Genomic DNA, 19,293 nt, shown 5'->3' with positions numbered 1-19,293 from the left:
AGGTCAGGCAAAAATGTCGATGGTGATGCGGCTGGCGATCTCTTCCGGGTCGGTCGAGGCATCGACAACGCCCGTCAGCTTGAGGTCTTCGTAGCCGCGCTTGACCTCATCGCGCAGTTTGTCGCCGAACCAGTGGGCGTGATAGGTGAAGGAGGCCAGAACCTCGGTCAGCGTTTCCACTGACATGCCGGGGCGCAGGGTGTCGAAATACCATTGCGCCACCTCTTCGGGATGCTCGGCGGCATATTGGTGAACTTCAAGGTTGGCAGCCGCGACACGCTTCAGCGCATCCTTGTTCGCTTCGTGATAATCACCGTTCACGCCCAGCACACAGCAGACACGATCCTGGAAGGTGCCGGTCTGGGTATCGGCGACGCGGTGGAACTTGTGTTCCTTTTCCCAGCCGTAGGCCCAGGGGTCCATATGGGCCAGCGCATCGGCCTCGCCACGCAGAACCGCTTCGGCCACCAGATCAAACGGGAAAACCTTCCATGTCACGTCCTGCTCGGGGTCGATCCCCGCCTTTTTCAGCGCAACCGAGAAGGCCACGCGCGAAGGCGACATCACATCGAACGTGCCGATGGTCTTGCCCTTCAGGTCGGTCAGCGTCTTGATGCCGCTGTCCTGCGGGGTCAGGATGCTCTGGCAGCCGCCGTGCGAGCCTGCGAACAGCTTGACGTCAAAGCCCTGCTCGATCGGTTTCAGCCAGTCGTAGAGCAGCCCCGGCCCGGCTTCGGCCTTGCGGGTGGCAAGGGCCTGAATCAGGGTCTGGCCACTGGCGCCCTGATAGAACAGCTCCACATCCAGCCCGTGCTTGGTGAAGATGCCCTTTTCAAGCGCGAAACCAACGGGCGAATGGCAGGCGGCCACCTCGGTCCATTCCAGTTTGATCTTGGTCAGGTTGCCCGCCATCGCATAGCGCGTGCCCTGCCCGGTCACGATGCCCGCAGCCCCCAGACCCACAGCCGCGGCCCCGGTCGCCAGCATCTGACGGCGCGACAACAGCCCGCCCGAATTCGTTCCCATGACAATGCCCCTCAATCTGGTTCTGTTGGCGGCAACCTACGGCGTTTTCCCGGGAAACGGTTTCTGAAGATCGCGCCGGAAAGAGCAGATTTGGACCTCAGAAATCATCCACAGGATAACTTCATTTTTAACGGGCCAGTTCTGGGGCAGCGAAGGAATCGCCTGTGAGCCGCGGCCAGATCGACGACGACGACCCGACGCCGCCCCCGGCACGATCGCCGACCGGGGGCAGAGCCCACCCCATGCACCCATCGGCACGAATCGCCCTTGGCCCGGCCCGGGCACAACACCACGGGCGCAACTGCCGCCCATTCCAAAGAATGCCCGCACAAAGGCAGGATATTCCCGCTGTGCCAGCCCGGACAGAACAGAGTGACCTGCCATCCCCGGCAATCCGCGTGCCCGCGGCAGCGCCCAAGGTCGCCGCAGAGGCAAATCTTTCCCCAGCCCCGGCACCGGGAGAACGGCGCCACCCCCGCGCCCACAGAAATACGTCCATTCATTCTATAGACAAATTGGACACCAGACCGAAGATTGGCGGCATTCCCCGCAGCCTTGGAAAGTGCCCGACGATGACCCGACAGATCCACTTCAATGCCTTCGAGATGAACTGCGTCGCGCATCAGTCGCCGGGGCTTTGGGCCTATCCGGAGGATCGGTCCTGGCAATACAAGGATGTGGAATACTGGACCGATCTGGCCCGCATTCTGGAAGGCGGCTTTTTTGACGGCATCTTCATCGCCGATGTGATCGGCTATTATGACGTCTATCGCGGCAAGAATGACGATGCGATCCGCGAAGGCGCGCAAATCCCGGTGAACGACCCGCTGCAACTGGCCGTGCCCCTGGCGATGGCCTCGCAGCATCTGGGCATCGGCATCACCGCCTCGACCAGTTTTGAACATCCCTATACCTTTGCCCGCCGCCTGACGACCGCCGATCACCTGACCAAGGGGCGCGTGGGGTGGAACATCGTCACCTCCTATCTGGAAAGCGGCGCAAAGAACGTTGGCGAAGGCGGGTTGCGCCGCCACGACAACCGCTATGAGGTGGCGAACGAATATCTGGAGGTGGTCTACAAGCTGTTGGAAGGCAGTTGGGAAGACGGCGCCGTCCTGCGCGACCGCGAGCGCCGGATTTTCGCCGATCCATCGAAGGTTCACGAAATCCGCCACAAGGGGCAGTTCTTCGATGTTCCGGGCTATCACCTGTCCGAACCCTCGCCGCAGCGCACGCCGGTGCTGTATCAGGCCGGGGCCAGCGCCAGCGGTATCGACTTTGCCGCCCGCCATGCCGAATGCGTCTTTGTGGCCGCGCCGACCAAGCCGGTGCTGAAACGCTATATCGACAATCTGCGTGCCCAGGCCGCTGCCCACGGCCGCGCCCCGGGCAGCCAGTTGGTCTATAACCTGACCACGGTGATTGTCGATGAAACCGACGCCAAGGCGCAGGCCAAATATCAGCGTTACCTCGATCATGCCTCATACGACGGGGCGCTGACCTTTGTTTCGGGGTGGAGCGGGGTGGATTTCGCCCAATATGCCCCGACCGATCTGGTGCGCAAGATCGACACCAACGCGGTGAAATCGCTGTTGGAGCATTTCACCCATGGTCAGCAATGGTCGGTGGCCGAACTGGCGCAATGGGCGGGCATCGGCGGGCTTGGCCCGGTGATCGTCGGCGGGCCGGAAAAGGTCGCCGACGAATTGCAGGCTTGGCAAGAGGAAACCGGGGTAGACGGCTTCAACCTTGCCTATGTCGTGGCGCATGAAACCTTTGAATCGGTCGCCGGCTATCTGGTGCCCGAATTGCAGCGGCGCGGCGCTTTCCGCACCGCCTACACCCCCGGCACCCTGCGCCATCAGCTTTTCGGCAAGGGCGACCGGCTGGCAGCCCCCCACCCCGGCGCCAGCTACCGCGACCTTGGCGCGCGTCTGGCCGCCGGTCGGGTCGCGGCCGAGTAACCGACAGACAAGGGATCCAAGAAATGGGACGCAGCGAAAGAGACTGGCCGCTGGCCTCGCGCTATGGCGCGTTGAAGGCGCGGTTCCAGCCCGTGCTGGACCGGATTGCCCAAGGCGCCGTGCAGCGCGAGGTGACGCGCCGCCTGCCGCATGAAGAGATCGGCTGGCTGAAACAGGCGGGTTTTGGCGCGCTGCGGGTGCCGGTGGAACACGGCGGCGGCGGAGCCACGATCCCCGACCTGTTCCGCCTGCTGATCGACCTTGCCGAGGCGGACAGCAATATCGCCCAGTCGCTGCGCGGTCATTTCGCCTTTGTCGAAGACATTCTGGCCCGCCCCGAGGCGGTGGCAAAGCCGTGGTTCGCCCGTTTCGTCGCGGGCGAGATCGTCGGCAATGCCTGGTCCGAAGTGGGCGATGTGAAGCTGGGTGAGCGCAAGGTGCAGCTGGTGCCGCAGGGCGCCGATTTCGCGCTGGAAGGGGTGAAATATTACTCGACCGGCGCGATCTTTGCCGAATGGATCGACGTGCTGGCAACCCGCAGCACCGATGGCGCGGCGGTGATTGCTGCGGTGGATACGCGGCAGCCGTCGGTGCAGCGGTCCGATGACTGGACCGGCTTTGGCCAGCGCACCACTGGCAGCGGCACCACCACCTTCGCCACCGCCCCCGTCGCCGCCGCGCATGTCTTTGCCTTTGAGACGCGCTTTCCCTATCAGACCGCGTTCTACCAGACCGTGCTGAACGCGGTTCTGGCCGGTTCAGCGGCGGCGGCGGTGCGCGAGGCGTCGGCCTTCCTCAAGGCGCGCAAGCGGATTTACAGCAGCGGCACCGCGCCGGTTGCGGCGCAAGACCCGCAGCTTTTGCAGGTGATCGGCCGCGCCCATGCCTTTGCCGAAGCCGCCCGCGCCACCACCCTTGCCGGGGCCGAAGCTGTGCAGGCCGCCTATGAAGCGCGGTTCCTGAACGATGAGGCGGCAGATCGCGCCGCCAATGTCGAGGCGGAACTCGCCTCGGCCCGGGCGCAATCTGTCGCCGCCGACCTCGCGCTGCGGGCGACCAGTGACATTTTCAACGCTCTCAGCGCCTCTGCCACCGATACCGGGCTGGCGCTGGACCGGCACTGGCGCAACGCCCGCACCGCTGCAAACCATAACCCGTTGATCTTCAAGGAGCGCATCCTTGGCGACCATGTGGTCAACGGCACCGAACCCCCGTTCCTGTGGCAGATCGGCACGCCCGATCTGCCCAAAACCGAAAGGTAACCCCGATGGGATCGCTCAACCCCACGCAGATCGACCACCAGCTTCACCCCCGCGTCAATTCCGCCGATCCGGTGCCGCCGCGCCCGCGCCCCACGACGCCCGCCCATGTGGTCCGCGATGATGCCGAGGCCATCGCCATTGCCCACCGGCTGGCCGCGCAATTCGCCCCCGGCGCGGCACTCCGCGACCGCGAGGGGCTGCTGCCCGTGGCCGAATTGGACGCCTATTCGCAAAGCGGCCTCTGGTCGATCAACGTGCCCCGGGCCTATGGCGGGCCGGGCCTGTCACATGCGACCTTGGCCAAGGTAATCTCCATCATCGCCGCCGCCGATCCGGCGATTGCCCAGATCACCCAGAACCATCTGGCAATCGTCAACACCGTCGATCTGGAAGGCACCGAGGCGGAGAAGAAGCGCGCCTTCGACTGGGCCTTGCAGGGCCTGCGCTATGGCAATGCCTTTTCCGAACTGAACAGCAAGACTGTCGCCAGCTTTGAAACCACCGTGCATTTCGAGGGCGACGAGGCGGTGGTGAACGGCGAGAAATTCTATACCACCGGCGCGCTTCTGGCCCATATCATCCCCACTGTCGCGGTGCAGGATGGTGTCGGCTATCTGGTCTTCATCGACCGCGACACGGCGGGGCTGACGGTCACCAACAACTGGTCCAGCTTTGGCCAGCGCACCACCGCCTCGGGCGGGGTCCGGCTGGACAATGTGCGCGTGCCCAAGGATCGTGCCGTGCGGCTGAAAAGCTTTGACGAACATCCTACCATCGCCGGGCCGCTGTCGCAGATCATTCAGGCGGCAATTGATCTGGGCATCGCACGGGGCGCGATTGACGACACCATCGCCTTCGTGCGCAACCATTCCCGCCCGTGGATCGACAGCGGCAAGGAAAAGGCCAGCGAAGACCCGCTGACCATCATCGCCATCGGCGAGCTGAAGATCCGCCTGCACGCCGCCGAGGCGCTTCTGGAGATTGCCGGCCGGGCGATTGATGCCGGCTATGCCGACCCGACGCTGGACAAAGTGTCAGAGGCGACCCTGCGCACCGGCGAGGCCAAGGTTCTGACCACCCAGATCGCCATTGAGGCAACGAACAAGCTCTTTGAGCTGGCCGGCACCCGGGCCACGCTGGCCCAGCACGGGCTGGACCGGCATTGGCGCAACGCCCGCGTGCATACGCTGCACGATCCGGTGCGGTGGAAATTCTATCATATCGGCAACTTCTATCTGAACGACGCCCACCCGCCGCGCCATCCCTGGAACTAGGCGCAGAACCACGCCGGGGGCGACTTTCGGGCTGCCCCCGCCAGCCTGCAACGACCCTGATCGTCAAACCACAGTGCGGGAGAATGGGGTTTCCCCCGGTGCCCGATCTTTGGAATGGCGTTTCGCCTGCGTCCGGCAATAATAACTACATACCTTGTCGTGATTATGCGACACAGACCGACCACCCCGCGGGAGCTTCAGACCCAACATGAACCAGCACTTCAACCGCACCGCACGCCAGGTCACCATCGTCGGCGGCGGGCTTTCCGGGGCGGCAATTGCCTATCACCTTGCCCGCCGGACCGATCCTGCGCGGGTGCAGATCACCGTGATCGAGCCGCGTGCAGTGCTGGGTCAGGGGCTGGCCTATTCCACATCCGACCCTGAACATCGGCTGAATGTGCCCGATCACAAGATGTCATTGGCCACCGATGATCCCGAAGACTTCCATCGCTGGCTGCATTCGCCCGAAGCCCCCGCCCTGCCCTCCGGCTCGGCAACGCTGCGCGGCGAAATCTTTGCCCCCCGCGCGGTCTTTGCGACCTATGTTGCAGCACGCCTGCGCCCCTATCTGGCCAGCGGCCAGATCCGGCATGTGCAGGGCAGCGCCGCCTCGGCCCGGCTGGACGCGGGCAAGCTGATCGTCAGGACGGAGGACGGCGACGAGATTGCCACCGATCAGTTGATCCTGTCGATCACCCATCCTACCCCCCGCATTCCGGCCGAACTGGCCGCGCTGGCCGGTCACCCCGCGCTGATTGCAGATGCCTATGCCCCCGGCGCGCTGGACCGGATTGCGGCGCGCGAACGGGTTCTGGTGCTGGGCTCGGGGCTGACGGGGGCGGATGTGGTGGCAACGCTGGCGCGGCGCGGCCATCTGGCACGGATCGACATGCTGTCGCGGCACGGCCGTTTTTCGGCTCCCCATGGCCCGGTGCAGGCCGAAACCAGCGGCGATTTCGCCAGCCGCCCGCAAAAGACCGCGCTTGGCCTGTTGCGCCGGGTGCGGGCCGTGTTGCGGGCCGATGCAGCGGCGGGCCTGACATGGCACGCCGCCTTTGACCGGCTGCGCGCCCAGGGTCCGGCGATCTGGTCGGCCCTGCCGCTGATTGAGCGGCGGCGCTTTCTGCGGCATCTGCGGGGGTTGTGGGATGTTCACCGTTTCCGCATCGCGCCCCAGACCCACGAGACGCTGCAAAAGGCCATCGCGGGGCGGCGTGTTCTGCCCCTTGCCGGGCGCATCGCCACGGCAGAGGCGATTGGCGGGCAGGTCCGGCTGGGGATCAACCTGCGCAAAAGCGCGGACCGCCTGACGCTGGAGGTTGACCGCATCGTGCTGGCGACCGGCCCATCCCATTCCGATGTCATTGCCCGCTCTGGCTTTCTGTCCGCGCTTGCTGCCTTGGGGCTGATCCGGGCCGACGATCTGGGGCTGGGGCTGGCAACGGCGCCCAACGGTGCCGCACTGACGGCCGATGGCCCGGCAGACCCGCGTATCCTGATCGGTGGCCCGCTGGCGCGCGGCACGGTGGGCGAGTTGATGGGCGTGCCCGAGGTGACGGGCTGGGCCCTGCGCATTGCCGATCTGGTGGCAGGGCGTCTGGCAACACCCGTGCCGGCAACGGTTGCCGCAGGCTGATCATGCGGTGCCTTCTGGTCAGCCAGCCGCGACATGCCGCCGAAGCGTGGCGGCGCTGTGGTCTGGCAGGCCAACCCCTGATCCGGCACGCTCCGGCCAGCCGCCACGGCCTGCCACAGGTCGAGCAGGATCTGGACCGCGCCATCCGCAGCAGCGGACCTTTCCCTTGGCTCATCGCCGCCGGTCCTGCCTGCGCCCTTGTGCAGCATGTGGCCACGCAGTCGCTGTCGGTCCGGGTGATGGGGGCGGTCTTGCTCTTTCCCGACGATTGGCTGGATACGCATATCCGCGTGCAACTGACCGAGACGCCTTTTGCCTTTCCGGTGCTGACCATCGGGGCAAGCACGGCACTCAACCTTGCATGGCGGGCCGTCGATCTGCCAGCTGACCGGACGACCGGCATCCTGCAAAGCCCGGCGTTTCAGGCCCTGCACGCCGCGCGCAAGTCGGCCCTGCAGCGCAGCGGGGCGCTGGCCGCGCAGCCCTGATCAGTCGGCCACAGCCAGCCTGTCGCGCCCCAACCCCGCCGTGGCCATTTCGATCAGCGTCTTGCGGTCCAGCACCGAAGCCACGGCATCGCGCACCTCCAGCATGGCCAGCCTGACCGCGCAGGCCCTTTCGTCCCGGCAGTCGGTGCAGGGCACATAGGCGCTGCGGCTGGCGCAGGCGATTGGCGCAAGGGGGCCGTCCAGCACCCGCAGCACCTCGCCGACCGAGATGACATCGGCGGGACGGGCCAGACGATAGCCGCCCGACCGCCCCTTGCGGGTGACGACAATGCCGGCAAGGCGAAGGTCGGCAAGGATCGCGTCGAGGAACTTCTTGGAAATACCGTGGCGCTGCGCGATTTCGGCCGATTGCAGCACTGCACCCGGGTCGGCCAGTGCCATGTCGGACAGCGCCTTGAGGCCGTATTTGCCCTTCATCGTCAACATCCGGCCAGCGCCTCCAATCGCAACACGCCGCAGAAATGCCGGTGCGGGCCTGTCTTACGACCCTTCTGACAACTCTCCCGCCCCTTTATAGTCTATCGCCTGAATATTCAAATAGACAGAGAATGTGCCGCCACGGGGCCGCATATCGAGACCGGCCCCGGCATCATCCCGACGGTGGCTGCGGGCGCGGCAGCAGTTCCTTTCTTCTACCGGCGGAACATAATTCTCCTGTCCCACGCGGGGCCAACGGCTTTCACCTCTTTGCGGCGACGGCTTTGGAATCGCCTCTGACGGGTGGCACGCCTATGGTGGCCCGCGACAAGCGCCGGAATAATCCACATGATTGACCATCTTTTTCCATGCGCGCCCCGCGTCTCAGGCCGTAGAGGGCGCAGGCATGGCTGATCGACCGCGCCGCCCGATGATCGTGAATGCGTTCAACATGAACTGCGTCGGCCATATCAACCATGGCCAATGGACCCACCCGCGCGACACATCGGTAAACTACAAGCGGCTGGACTACTGGACCGATCTGGCCAAAGTGCTGGAACGCGGGCTGTTCGATGCCCTTTTCATCGCCGACATTCTGGGTGTCTACGATGTCTATGGCGCCGGCATCGGGGTGACCGCCCGCGAAAGCGTGCAACTGCCGGTCAATGATCCGATGATGCTGGTTTCGGCCATGGCTTCGGTCACCAAGGGGCTGGGGTTTGGCATCACCGTCAATGTGAACACCGAACCGCCCTACAGTTTTGCGCGCCGGATCAGCACGCTGGACCATCTGACCGAGGGGCGCATCGGCTGGAACATCGTCACCGGCTATCTCGACAGTGCCGCCCGCGCGCTGGGGCGCAACGCATTGACCGGCCATGACCTGCGCTATGATCAGGCTGACGATTACCTTGAGGTGCTTTACAAGCTTTGGGAAGGATCGTGGGAAGAGGATGCCGTGCGCGCCGACCGCGCCGCACGGATCTATGCCGACCCGGCCAAGGTTCACAAGATCCGCCACAATGGCCCGTTCTATCAGATCGAAGGCTATCACCTGTCCGAACCCTCGGCACAGCGGACACCCGTGCTGTTTCAGGCCGGCACCTCGGGGCGCGGACAGCGGTTTGCCGCCCGCCATGCCGAATGCGTCTTCATCTCGGTGCCCGACAAGGCGGCGGCGCGGGCCGCCTCGCGCGCCATCCGAAAGGCGGTGGCAGAGGCCGGGCGCGATCCGCAGGACGTGCGGATATTGAACGGCCTTGCCGTGATCACCGACACCAGCCGCAGCGCCGCCGAAGACAAACTGGCCGAATACCGCGCCGCCGCCAGCCCCGAGGCCGGGCTGGCGCATTATTCAGCCTCGCTCAACATCGACTTTGCCCGCTATGGGCTGGATGATCCGATCCCCTTCGGCCAGACCGATGCCATCCAGTCGGCGGCGAAACTGGCCGAAAGCCGGGGCTGGACCAAGCGGCAGCTTCTGGACCAACTGGCGCTTGGCGGGCGCTATCCGCTGGCGCTCGGCACCCCCGCCGAAGTCGCCGACGAGATGGAATCCTGGCTGCACGAGGGCGAGATCGACGGTTTCAACCTGTCGCGCATCGTCACCCCCGAAAGCTATGTCGATTTTGCCGATCTGGTGGTGCCCGAACTGCAAACGCGCGGTCTTTACAAAACCGGCTACGGCGAAGGCAGCCTGCGCCACCGCATTTTCGGGCAAGGCCACCGCCTGCCTGAAACCCATATCGCCCATGCCTTCCGCATTGGCCCCCACCTGAAAGGAGCGGCGGAATGAGCGCCCTTCCCACCCCCGAAATCTTCTGGTTCCTGCCCACTTCGGGCGATACGCGCTATCTGGGCCGGTCCGATTTCGGCCGCCCGCCGACCAGCGCCTATATGCGCGACATCGCGGTGACGGCAGAGCGGCTGGGCTATGACGGCCTCTTGATCCCCACCGGGTCCAGTTGCCACGATCCTTGGGTCACCGCCGCGAGCCTTGTGCATGTGACCAACCGGATCAAGCTTCTGGTCGCGCTGCGCACGTCGATCATGGGGCCGACCGCCTCGGCGCGGCAGGCGGCAACGCTGGATCAGGCGCTGAACGGGCGGCTTCTTTTGAACGTGGTGCCGGGCGGCGACGCGACCGAGCTTGCCGCCGACGGGGTGTTCCTGCCACATGACCAGCGCTATGAAGCCGCCGATGAGTTTCTGACGGTCTGGCGGCAGCTTCTGCAAACCGGCGAAGCGGTCGATTTCACCGGCAAGCATATTCGGGTGGAAAAGGCCCGCAACTTCTATCCGCCGGTGCAGCGCCCTTATCCGCCGCTCTATTTCGGCGGATCGTCCCCGGCGGCGCATGACCTCGCGGCGAAACATGTCGATGCCTATCTGACATGGGGCGAACCGCCCGAAGCGGTGGCCGCGAAATTCGCCGACATCCGCGCCCGCGCTGCCAAACTTGGCCGCGAGGTGAGGTTCGGCGTGCGCCTGCACGTCATCGCCCGCGAAACCGAGGCCGAGGCATGGGCCGAGGCGGATCGCCTGATCTCGCGCCTGTCGGACGAGGATATCGCCACGGCACAGGCCAATCAGGCCCGGATGGATTCCCACGGACAGGCCCGCATGTCCGCCCTGCATGGCGGACGGCGTGACAGGCTGGTGGTGGGCCCGAACCTCTGGGCCGGGGTCGGTCTGGTGCGGGGCGGCGCGGGCACGGCCCTTGTCGGCGACCCCGAACAGATCGCCGAACGGCTGCGCGAATATCAGGCGGCCGGGGCCGATACCTTTGTGCTGTCGGGCTATCCGCATCTGGAGGAATCGCAGCGCTTTGCCGAGTTGGTCTTCCCGCTGATCGGCAAAGAGCCGGTCACCGAACGCGGCGCGCTGCAAACCGGCGGGGCGTTCGACGTGCGCTCTGACAGCCGCCGGGCATCGGCAAGCTGACGGGCAAGGCCGCGGTGTGGCAGCCGGAATTTTGCTGCCACGCCGCACAGATGCTGCGACTGCAATGTTCTCTTTCAAATACCGAGTTTGGAATGGCAAAGGAACGGGATCCGCCATTAATGTCGCGTAAGTTAATCGTGTATATGGTACCCCACCCCTGACAGCGCGCCCTTGTTCCCGGGCATCGTAAGCCCGCCATCAACCCGCCCCCCTCTGAAAACCCGCATCTTCTGCGGGAACCGTCCCCTATTGCCCGAGGTTTGAATGACCCATACCACACTTGACGGCGCCGTTCTGGACGGTCCTGGCACCTCCCCTCTCACAAGGCTCGCCCTGCGCGAGGCCGCCGAAACCGTGTTTCGCAACACGCTGGCCATTGCCGTGTTCCTCTTGGCGTGGGAGCTGGCGCCGCGTCTTGACCTGATCAACCGCACCTTCCTGCCCCCCGTCTCGGAGGTCTTGGTCAAAGGCTGGGAGTTCGCGCTTTCCGGCCAGCTTTGGCCGCAGATCTGGGTCAGCCTGCAACGCGCCTTTGGCGGCTTTGCCCTGGGTGTGGGCATTGCCGTGCCGCTGGGGCTGCTCTTGGGCTATTTCCGCAAACTGGACGCCTATCTGAACCCGCTGTTGCAGCTTTTGCGCCAGACCAACCCGGTGTCGCTGTTCCCGGCCTTCATCCTGTTTTTCGGCATCGGTTACCTGACCAATGTGGCGATCATCTTCTGGGTGGTGGTCTGGCCGATCCTTCTGTCCACCGTGACCGGCGTGCAGCAGGCGGACCCGGCATTGGTGAAATACGCGCGTTCGGTCGGGCTGAAACCCTTCGCCCTGTTCCGCAAGGTCATCCTGCCCTCGGCCCTGCCTTCGATCATCACCGGAATGCGGCTGGCTGCGACCTATTCCTTCCTGATGCTGGTCGTGTCCGAAATGGTCGGCGCCTCAAGTGGCCTCGGCTATTTGATCGTCAACGCCCAATACCTGATGAGCATTCACCTTCTTTATGTCGGCGTCATCGTGCTGGCCCTTTTGGGCATTGCCGCGAACTGGGCGCTGGTCGCGCTGGAACGCCGCCTGACCGGCTGGAAGCAAGACTTCCGCGCCTGATCCCCTTCCCATCCCAACGGAGCCTGAAATGTCGAACCTTCTCACCCCCACCCGTCGCCAGTTTGGCGCCCTTGTCGGCGGCACGCTTGCCGCAGCCATGATCAACCGCCGCGCCGCCGCCGGCACCCTTCGCAAGGCGCGCGTCTTCGTGCCGCCGCTGAATGCCAACTGGACCAGCGGTTATGAGCTGATCGAACTGGCCGATGCCAATGGCCTGTTCGCCAAACATGGCGTGGAAATCGAATGGGCCGTGCTGCCTTGGGATCAATACACCGTGGCCTTGGACAGCGGCGCGCTCGATTTCGCGCCCTATGCCGATTACGCCTATTTCATCAACGTCTATGACAAGGGGCTGAAGGCGAAAGAGGTGGTTTCCTCGACCCTGCCCTTCATCCCCGGCAGCGCGGGCGAAGGGCTGATCGTGCTGAAAGACGGCCCGATCAAATCGCCCGAAGATCTGAAGGGCAAGAAGATCGGCACGCAATGGCCCACCTTCTCGGGCGTGTGGTTCGCCGCCGACTGGCTGCGCAAGCATGGGGTGAACAAGGCCGATTATGAAATCGTCCCGGTGCCGCAGGCACAGGCCGAACAGGTGCTGTTGCAGGGCGGGATTGATGCGGCGATCGTCTATCAGCCGATCGACATCGAACTGGCGCGTAAGGGGCAGACCACCCAGCTTTTCAACGTCTCGGACATCGCGGGGCGGTTCGTGACGCGCGGCGGCACCATGGCGTCGGAGAAATTCATCGCCGAAAACCCCGACACCGTGCGCGGCTATGTCTCTGCCATCGCCGAAGCGGCCGAGATTGCCAATGCCGATCCTGCGGCGGTGATCAAGCTGGGGCTTGAGCGGGGCAAGCTCGATCCGAAATACCTGCCCGCGCTTTATAACCGCGATGACAAGGACGATTACAGCCACCTGAAATGGGCGGCCAAGGGCCTGCATGTCGAGGAAGACCTCGCCTTCTGGCTCAAGCTGGTCGAGGACGCCGAAATCGTTCCGGCGGGCAAGCACAAGCCGACCGATTTCTACACCAACGAATTCAACGCCCTTTCCTAAGGGTTTGCCCCGGCCCGGAAACGGGCCGGGGTGTTTGGCAGGCAGGAACCCAAGATGAGCAGCACGATCCAGATACAGAATGTCGGCAAGGTTTTTCCCCTGCGCGGGGCCGCAGGCAAGGCCGGAGCGACCTTTACCGCGCTTGAGGACATCAACCTTGATGTCAGGGCGGGTGAATTCCTGTCCATCGTCGGGCCGTCGGGTTGCGGCAAATCCTCGCTGCTCGACATCCTTGCGGGGCTGGTGGCGCCCTCGTCCGGGCGCGTCCTGATCGACGGCACGCCGATCAGCGGCCCCTCGCCCGACCGCGCAGTGGTGTTTCAGCAATATGCCCTGCTGCCATGGCGCACGGCGCTCCGAAACATCGAATTCGGGCTTGAGGCAAAGGGCCTTCCTGCCCGCGAGCGCACGGAAAAGGCGCGACATTTCCTGAAACTTGTCGGGCTGGAAGGCTTCGGCAACCATTACCCGCACGAACTTTCGGGCGGCATGAAGCAACGGGTGGCGATTGCGCGCAGCCTTGCCTGCGACCCGGGCGTGTTGCTGATGGACGAACCCTTTGCCGCGCTGGATGCGCAGACCCGCGAAATCCTGCAAGACGAGTTGCTGCGGATATGGGAGACGGCGGGCACCACAATCGTCTTCATCACCCATGGCATCGACGAGGCGGTCTATCTGGGTCAGCGCGTCGCGGTGATGAGTTCGCGGCCAGGCCGGATCAAAACCGTGGTGGACATCCCGTTGACCAATCGCTGGGGCGCGGGCAACGACACCCGCAGCACCCCCGAATTCACCCGCCTGCGGCATCAGATCTGGGAACTGCTGCATGACGAATACCGCAAGGCCGAGGCGCAAGAACGTGTTGCCGTTGCCGCGGCACATTGAGACGAAGACAGACCATGACCAGCATCGACAAACCGCTTGATTTCCTGTGGTTCATCCCCTCCTCCGGCGACGGCAGCTATCTGGGAACCGATTTTCTCAGCCGCGACGGCGACCCGGATTACTACCGTGAGATCGCGCAGGCGGCCGACCGGCTGGGCTATTCCGGCGTGCTGATCCCCACCAGCGTTGCCTGCGAAGAGTCTTTTCTGCTGGCCGCCCATCTGGCCGCCTATACCGAGCGGCTGAAGTTTCTGGTGGCGGTGCGGCCCGGCACCGCCACACCCGCCTATTACGCGCGGCTTGCCTCAACGCTGGACCGGCTGTCGCGGGGGCGGCTTTTGCTGAACATCGTGGTGGGGGGCAGCGCGCAGGAACTGGCGGGCGACGGCATCTTCCTGCCGCATGACGAACGCTATGACCATGCACAGGAATTCTTCGACGTGTTCAACGGGCTTCTGGAAACCGGCCACGCCCATCTGGACGGCAAGCATATCAAGGCCCATCACGCCCGCCTTGGCCTGCCCCCGGTTCAGAGGCCCCGCCCGCCCTTGTATTTCGGCGGCTCGTCCGGGGCTGCGCATGATTTTGCCGGGGGCCGGGTCGAGAAATATCTGACATGGGGCGAACCCCCGGCGCAGGTGGCCGAAAAGATCGACGCCGTGCGCAAATCGGCCGCCGCCCACGGGCGCGAGGTGACCTTTGGCATCCGGCTGCATTTCATCGTCCGCGAGACGGACGAAGAGGCGTGGGCCGCCGCCGACCGGCTGATCTCGCATCTGTTCGATGAAACCATCACCGCAGCGCAAGAGGTGCAGCGCAGCCAGTCGGATTCCGTCGGTCAGGAACGGATGCGCCGCCTGCACGGGGGCCGCCGCGACCGGCTTGAAGTGTCGCCCAACCTCTGGGCCGGGGTGGGCCTTGTGCGGTCGGGCGCGGGCACCGCGCTGGTCGGCTCTCCCGCGACGGTGGCGGCGCGGCTGCGCGAGTATCAGGCGCTGGGGATAGATACCGTCATCGCCTCGGGCTATCCGCATCTGGAAGAGGCTTACCGCGTGGCCGAACTGCTCTTCCCCGAAATCGGCATCGCGGCACCCAGACCGCCGCTGCGCTCTTCGTTCGGGCAGCGGCAGGTGTTTGGCGGCGGCGGGCATGGCGGCAACGTCCAGACCCCGGGGTAAAGCCCGAGGCGGACCTCACCCCACGGGTTTGGTGAACAGAATCCATTCCCCGGCATCGACCTGCCAATCCTCTTTGACGACCGGGCGGCGCGCCACCTCGCCATAGCCCTTGGCCCGGTAAAGCCGCAGCGCCTCGACATGGGTGTCGGCGGCGATCAGGCTGATGGCAGGATGCCCGCCGCGCCGGGCCACCTCTTCGGCATGGGCCAGAAGGGCATGGCCACAGCCCCTGCCGCGAAACGGCGCATAAGTTGCCAGCACGTTGAGATACCACGTCCCCGGTGCCAGCGCCTCAAGCTCCAGCAGGGGCACAAAAATCGCCGGCGTTCCGGGGTCGATCGGCCCCGGTGTGGCATCGGCCGGATAGCCCAGGAGGCAGGCCGCAACCGCGCCCTCCAGCTCGGCCAGCCAGGCGTTGCGATAGGAAAAGCTGCCGGTTTCGCGCGCCGCGCGTTCCCGGCCCAGGGCCAGCGGATCGCCCCCGGCGCCGACGGATTTCTTCCAGAAATGCAGCGGCAGATCATCCGCCGCCATATTGATGAAGCGGACCAGATGTTCCGCGTCCGATACTTTTGCCTCACGGATCAACATGGTCGCCCTTTCCCTGCCTGTCGCTGCCAGCCGCAGGCATAGACGATCCCACCGGGCTTGGGCAGTCCTTCGTTGCGGCGCTTACGGCCCTTGTCAGCCTGCCGTCGCGGGCCTACCACGGCACTATGACCAAGCGACACTCAGGAAGGACTGACATGAGCGACACGGTTTTCCGCTTTCCCGCACCGGGGCCCGAGCCGATGCTGACCGATCTTGAAGGCTGGACCAAGGTCGAGGGCAACCCGACCATGAAGACTTGGGTGCAGCACACCTCGCTTGACGGCAGCGTGATCAGCGGCACCTGGGAGGCCACGACAGGCACCTGGCATGCCAGCTACAAATTCTATGAATTCGTGCATCTGATCGAGGGGCAGATCACCATCACCCCCGATGGCGGCAGCCCGGTCACCCTGCGCCCCGGCGATGCCTTTGTGGTCGAACCGTCGTTCAAAGGCACATGGACCGTCGAACAGCCCGTCAGAAAGCATTTCTGCATCAAGCTCAAATAGCCGCCCACCGGGCAGGCGGGGGAGCAGGCGGGGCGGCGGATGCCGCCGCCTTCGCCGCCGATTGACAAGCCCCACCCCGGGCGGTTAGCTGCCCGCGATGGTTCCCAATGCCATGGGATGAAAAGGGAACACGGTGAGGATTACCCATCAGGGGCCGAATCCGTGACTGCCCCCGCAACTGTGAGCGGCGAGGCTTCGGTCAAATGCCACTGGCTGCCCCCTGTCCACGGGGTCAACAGCCGGGAAGGCGACCGGGGTGCAACGACCCGCAAGTCAGGAGACCTGCCATCGCTAAAGTGCTGCAAGCCGTCCGGGGCGGGGTGTCCTTGGGTCTTTCGATAGCAGCGCGTCTGATGTGGAAGGATCAAACATGCACATCATGGAGGGCTTTCTGCCCGTAACCCATGCCTTGGGATGGTCTGCCGTCTCGGCACCCTTTGTCGTCGCGGGGGCCCTGCGCATCCGCAGGATCGTGCGGGACAAACCCGAAGCGCGCATGACGCTGGCGGCCTCGGGCGCCTTTGCCTTCGTGCTGTCAGCGCTCAAAATCCCTTCGGTGACCGGCTCATGCTCGCATCCGACGGGGACCGGGTTGGGGGCGATCGTCTTCGGGCCTTCGGTGATGGCGGTGCTGGGGGTGATCGTGCTGCTGTTTCAGGCGCTGCTGCTTGCCCATGGCGGGCTGACGACGCTGGGCGCCAATACCTTTTCCATGGCCATCGTCGGCCCCTGGGTGGCCTATGGCGTGTGGAAACTGGCCGGAAGGATCGGGCTTTCCTTTGCGGTTTCGGTGTTCCTTGCGGCCGCCCTCGGCGATCTGGCCACCTATGTCTTCACCTCGCTGCAACTGGCGCTGGCCTATCCCGATCCGGTTTCCGGCTTTGTCGGGGCCGCGCTCAAATTCGGAGGCATCTTTGCCATCACCCAGGTGCCGCTGGCGATTGCCGAAGGGTTGCTGACCGTGGTGGTGATCGAGGCGCTTTCGGGCAAGACCCGCGATCAGAACCGGATTTCCCTGCTGGCCGGAGAGGGCAAGTGATGTCGAAACGCTCTGCATGGATGCTTCTGGGTGTGGCCCTGATCGTGGTCATTCCGCTGTTGATGGGCGGCGAATTCGGCGGGGCCGATGGTCAGGCCGCCGCCCTCGTCGAGGCGACCGAAGGCTTTGCCCCCTGGTTCCAGCCGATCTGGACGCCGCCGAGCGGCGAGGTTGAAGGTCTGTTTTTCGCGCTTCAGGCGGCCCTTGGGGCGCTGGTGATCGGCTATGCCATCGGCCGCGCGCGCGGGCGCCGGTCCACGACCGGGGGCGAGGAAACCCCGCCGCGGACCCTGCCCTGACATGTCGGTCACAACATTGGACCGGGCCGCCAGCCTGAACCGCTGGCGGCACCGGGCGCTTGCCGAAAAGGCGCTGATCGGTCTGGGATTTCTGGCACTGGCAGTCGGTCTGCCGCCCTGGCCGGGGGCGGCGTTGTCCGGCCTTGCGGTTCTGGGCTTTACCTTTGCCGGGGCACGGGTGCCGCTGCGGCTCTGGCTGGCGGCGGTTGCACTGCCCTTGGGCTTTCTGGCGACCGGCGCGCTGATGCTGATGGTGCAGGTCGGCGCCGACGGCATCGCCCTTGCCGCCGGCGGGGCCGAGCGGGCGGCGTTTTTGTGTCTGCGGGCGATGGCGGCAACCTTCTGCCTGATGTTTCTGGCCTTCACTACCCCCGCGGCCGAGCTGATCTCCGGGCTGCGGCGGCTGCGGGTTCCGGCGGAAATCGTGGAACTGGCGCTTTTGACCTATCGCTTTGTTTTCCTGATCGCGGAGGAAGCGGTGGCGATGACTGCCGCCCAGCGCGCCCGGCTGGGCCATTCCAGCCGCCGCCGCTGGCTGCGGTCAACGGCGATGGTGATTGCCAACCTCCTGCCCCGGGCCCTCGCCCGAGCGCGGCGGCTGGAGACGGGTCTTGCCGCCCGCGGTTGGCAAGGTGAGATGCGGGTGCTGTCCGCCCCCGTCGCGCTGTCGCGCCCGATGATCGCGCTGGTCCTGGTGGTGCAGGGCACAATCCTGCTGCTGGGGGGCGTGCTGTGAGTGCAATCCTGTCGGCAACCGGGCTGGACTATTCCTATCCGGGCGGGGTGCCGGCCCTGCGGCGGCTGGACCTGAAGATAACGGCCGGACGCAAGCTGGCCATTCTGGGGCCGAACGGCGCGGGCAAATCCACGCTGCTTCTGCATCTGAACGGATCACTCCGCCCGGACCGGGGCGGGGTTCTGCTGGCGGGTCAGCCGGGCGACTACACCCGCCGGGGGCTGATCGCATGGCGCAGCCGGGTGGCGCTGGTGCTTCAGGATGCCGACGATCAGATCTTTGCCGCGACCGTGGCCGAGGATGTGTCCTTCGGCCCGCTCAATCAGGGTCTGACCGGGGCCGAGGCGGCGGCGCGCGTGCAAGGGGCGCTGCAAGCCCTCGGGATCGCCGATCTGGCAGACCGGCCCACACATATGCTTTCGGGCGGGCAGAAGAAGCGCGTGGCCATCGCAGGCGCAGTGGCGATGCAGCCGGAAATCCTGCTGCTGGACGAGCCGACCGCCGGGCTTGACCGGACGGCGGCAGATCAACTGATCACCCTTCTGCACGACCTTGCCCGGGGGGGAATGACGCTGGTGTTTTCGACCCATGACATCGAGCTGGCCCTGCTGCTGGCCGATGATGTGGCGCTGTTTCGCAACGGCGCGGTTCTGGCACAGGCGGGGGCCGAGACGGTTCTGGCCGATGCGAACCTGCTGGCCGGGGCGGGGCTGCGCCCGCCTGTCGTGGTCGATTTGTGGCTTGGCGCACGCCAGCGCGGGCTTTGCCCGGCAGGGGCGCCGATGCCGCGGAGCGTGCCCGAATTTCTGGAAATGCTTGCGCCCCTTGCGCAATGACCGCAGAACCGTTGCCCACCGCCCG

The 19,293-nt window shown here is 65.2% G+C and carries 19 protein-coding genes and 1 riboswitch; of the genes, 16 read left to right on the top strand and 3 right to left on the bottom strand.

The features are described from left to right. Positions 1 to 3: 3 nt before the first annotated feature. On the bottom strand, positions 4 to 1,026 hold the full coding sequence (locus HS053_RS17495; protein WP_174212532.1) for an ABC transporter substrate-binding protein: 1,023 nt from the start codon (positions 1,024 to 1,026) through the stop codon (positions 4 to 6). 572 nt (positions 1,027 to 1,598) lie between these two features. Here HS053_RS17495 and HS053_RS17490 point away from each other — a divergent pair. The 5 genes from HS053_RS17490 to HS053_RS17470 all read left to right on the top strand — a co-directional run bounded on the left by HS053_RS17490 (position 1,599) and on the right by HS053_RS17470 (position 7,653). Further along, a complete protein-coding gene (locus HS053_RS17490) occupies positions 1,599 to 2,990 on the top strand; it encodes an LLM class flavin-dependent oxidoreductase (RefSeq protein ID WP_174212531.1) in 1,392 nt (463 codons plus the stop codon). Positions 2,991 to 3,013: 23 nt separating this feature from the next. Further along, positions 3,014 to 4,252, top strand: a complete 1,239-nt coding sequence (locus tag HS053_RS17485) for an acyl-CoA dehydrogenase family protein (protein WP_174212530.1) — start codon at positions 3,014 to 3,016, stop codon at positions 4,250 to 4,252. A gap of 5 nt (positions 4,253 to 4,257) precedes the next feature. Then, a complete protein-coding gene (locus tag HS053_RS17480) occupies positions 4,258 to 5,526 on the top strand; it encodes an SfnB family sulfur acquisition oxidoreductase (RefSeq protein ID WP_174212529.1) in 1,269 nt (422 codons plus the stop codon). A 208-nt stretch (positions 5,527 to 5,734) separates the two neighbouring features. After that, on the top strand, positions 5,735 to 7,165 hold the full coding sequence (locus tag HS053_RS17475; protein ID WP_174212528.1) for an FAD/NAD(P)-binding protein: 1,431 nt from the start codon (positions 5,735 to 5,737) through the stop codon (positions 7,163 to 7,165). A 2-nt stretch (positions 7,166 to 7,167) separates the two neighbouring features. Further along, positions 7,168 to 7,653 (top strand): hypothetical protein, encoded by a 486-nt coding sequence (locus tag HS053_RS17470; RefSeq protein WP_174212527.1) that lies wholly within the window; start codon positions 7,168 to 7,170, stop codon positions 7,651 to 7,653. On the opposite strand, the gene HS053_RS17465 is transcribed toward HS053_RS17470, so the two are convergent. After that, positions 7,654 to 8,100 carry an RrF2 family transcriptional regulator gene (locus tag HS053_RS17465; protein WP_174212526.1) on the bottom strand — a complete coding sequence of 149 codons (447 nt, stop codon included), beginning with the start codon at positions 8,098 to 8,100 and terminating at the stop codon, positions 7,654 to 7,656. Between the two features lie 397 nt (positions 8,101 to 8,497). Between HS053_RS17465 and HS053_RS17460 the strand changes: the two genes are divergently transcribed. The 6 genes from HS053_RS17460 (at position 8,498) to ssuD (HS053_RS17435) (ending at position 15,258) form a co-directional block, all read left to right on the top strand. Further along, complete coding sequence (locus HS053_RS17460) at positions 8,498 to 9,886, top strand: LLM class flavin-dependent oxidoreductase (protein ID WP_174212525.1); 1,389 nt, start codon at positions 8,498 to 8,500, stop codon at positions 9,884 to 9,886. Beyond that, the gene (gene ssuD / locus HS053_RS17455; protein ID WP_174212524.1) at positions 9,883 to 11,034 is read left to right on the top strand and encodes an FMNH2-dependent alkanesulfonate monooxygenase; all 1,152 of its coding nucleotides are present in this window, start codon (positions 9,883 to 9,885) and stop codon (positions 11,032 to 11,034) included. Before HS053_RS17460 ends, ssuD (HS053_RS17455) begins: the two co-directional genes overlap by 4 nt. Positions 11,035 to 11,298: 264 nt before the next feature. After that, positions 11,299 to 12,135, top strand: coding sequence for an ABC transporter permease (locus HS053_RS17450; protein WP_174212523.1), 837 nt, complete (start codon positions 11,299 to 11,301; stop codon positions 12,133 to 12,135). Positions 12,136 to 12,163: 28 nt separating this feature from the next. After that, a complete protein-coding gene (locus HS053_RS17445; protein WP_174212522.1) occupies positions 12,164 to 13,195 on the top strand; it encodes an ABC transporter substrate-binding protein in 1,032 nt (343 codons plus the stop codon). Positions 13,196 to 13,249: 54 nt separating this feature from the next. After that, entirely contained in the window at positions 13,250 to 14,080 is an 831-nt protein-coding gene (locus HS053_RS17440) for an ABC transporter ATP-binding protein (protein WP_174212521.1), read from the top strand. A 14-nt stretch (positions 14,081 to 14,094) separates the two neighbouring features. Beyond that, a complete protein-coding gene (ssuD, locus tag HS053_RS17435; RefSeq protein WP_174212520.1) occupies positions 14,095 to 15,258 on the top strand; it encodes an FMNH2-dependent alkanesulfonate monooxygenase in 1,164 nt (387 codons plus the stop codon). Positions 15,259 to 15,273: 15 nt separating this feature from the next. Here the strand turns inward: ssuD (HS053_RS17435) and HS053_RS17430 are convergent, their stop codons facing one another. Further along, a complete protein-coding gene (locus tag HS053_RS17430) occupies positions 15,274 to 15,849 on the bottom strand; it encodes a GNAT family N-acetyltransferase (RefSeq protein WP_174212519.1) in 576 nt (191 codons plus the stop codon). Between the two features lie 155 nt (positions 15,850 to 16,004). Between HS053_RS17430 and HS053_RS17425 the strand changes: the two genes are divergently transcribed. The 5 genes from HS053_RS17425 (at position 16,005) to HS053_RS17405 (ending at position 19,268) form a co-directional block, all read left to right on the top strand. Then, positions 16,005 to 16,358 (top strand): cupin domain-containing protein, encoded by a 354-nt coding sequence (locus HS053_RS17425; RefSeq protein WP_174212518.1) that lies wholly within the window; start codon positions 16,005 to 16,007, stop codon positions 16,356 to 16,358. An 81-nt stretch (positions 16,359 to 16,439) separates the two neighbouring features. After that, positions 16,440 to 16,662: riboswitch (cobalamin riboswitch) on the top strand. 66 nt (positions 16,663 to 16,728) lie between these two features. Further along, a complete protein-coding gene (locus tag HS053_RS17420; RefSeq protein WP_174212517.1) occupies positions 16,729 to 17,397 on the top strand; it encodes an energy-coupling factor ABC transporter permease in 669 nt (222 codons plus the stop codon). After that, positions 17,397 to 17,696, top strand: coding sequence for an energy-coupling factor ABC transporter substrate-binding protein (locus tag HS053_RS17415; protein WP_174212516.1), 300 nt, complete (start codon positions 17,397 to 17,399; stop codon positions 17,694 to 17,696). Before HS053_RS17420 ends, HS053_RS17415 begins: the two co-directional genes overlap by 1 nt. Before the next feature lies 1 nt (position 17,697). Continuing rightward, complete coding sequence (gene cbiQ / locus HS053_RS17410; RefSeq protein WP_174212515.1) at positions 17,698 to 18,432, top strand: cobalt ECF transporter T component CbiQ; 735 nt, start codon at positions 17,698 to 17,700, stop codon at positions 18,430 to 18,432. Next, positions 18,429 to 19,268: an ATP-binding cassette domain-containing protein gene (locus tag HS053_RS17405; RefSeq protein ID WP_174212514.1), complete on the top strand. Its 840-nt coding sequence runs from the start codon at positions 18,429 to 18,431 to the stop codon at positions 19,266 to 19,268. Before cbiQ ends, HS053_RS17405 begins: the two co-directional genes overlap by 4 nt. The last annotated feature ends 25 nt before the right edge of the window (positions 19,269 to 19,293 follow it).

It is taken from the genome of Tabrizicola fusiformis (genome assembly GCF_013328815.1).
Classification (GTDB): Bacteria; Pseudomonadota; Alphaproteobacteria; order Rhodobacterales; family Rhodobacteraceae; genus Fuscibacter.
Note: the sequence above shows the minus strand (reverse complement) of the source record. Positions and strands in the feature narration are given on the sequence as shown.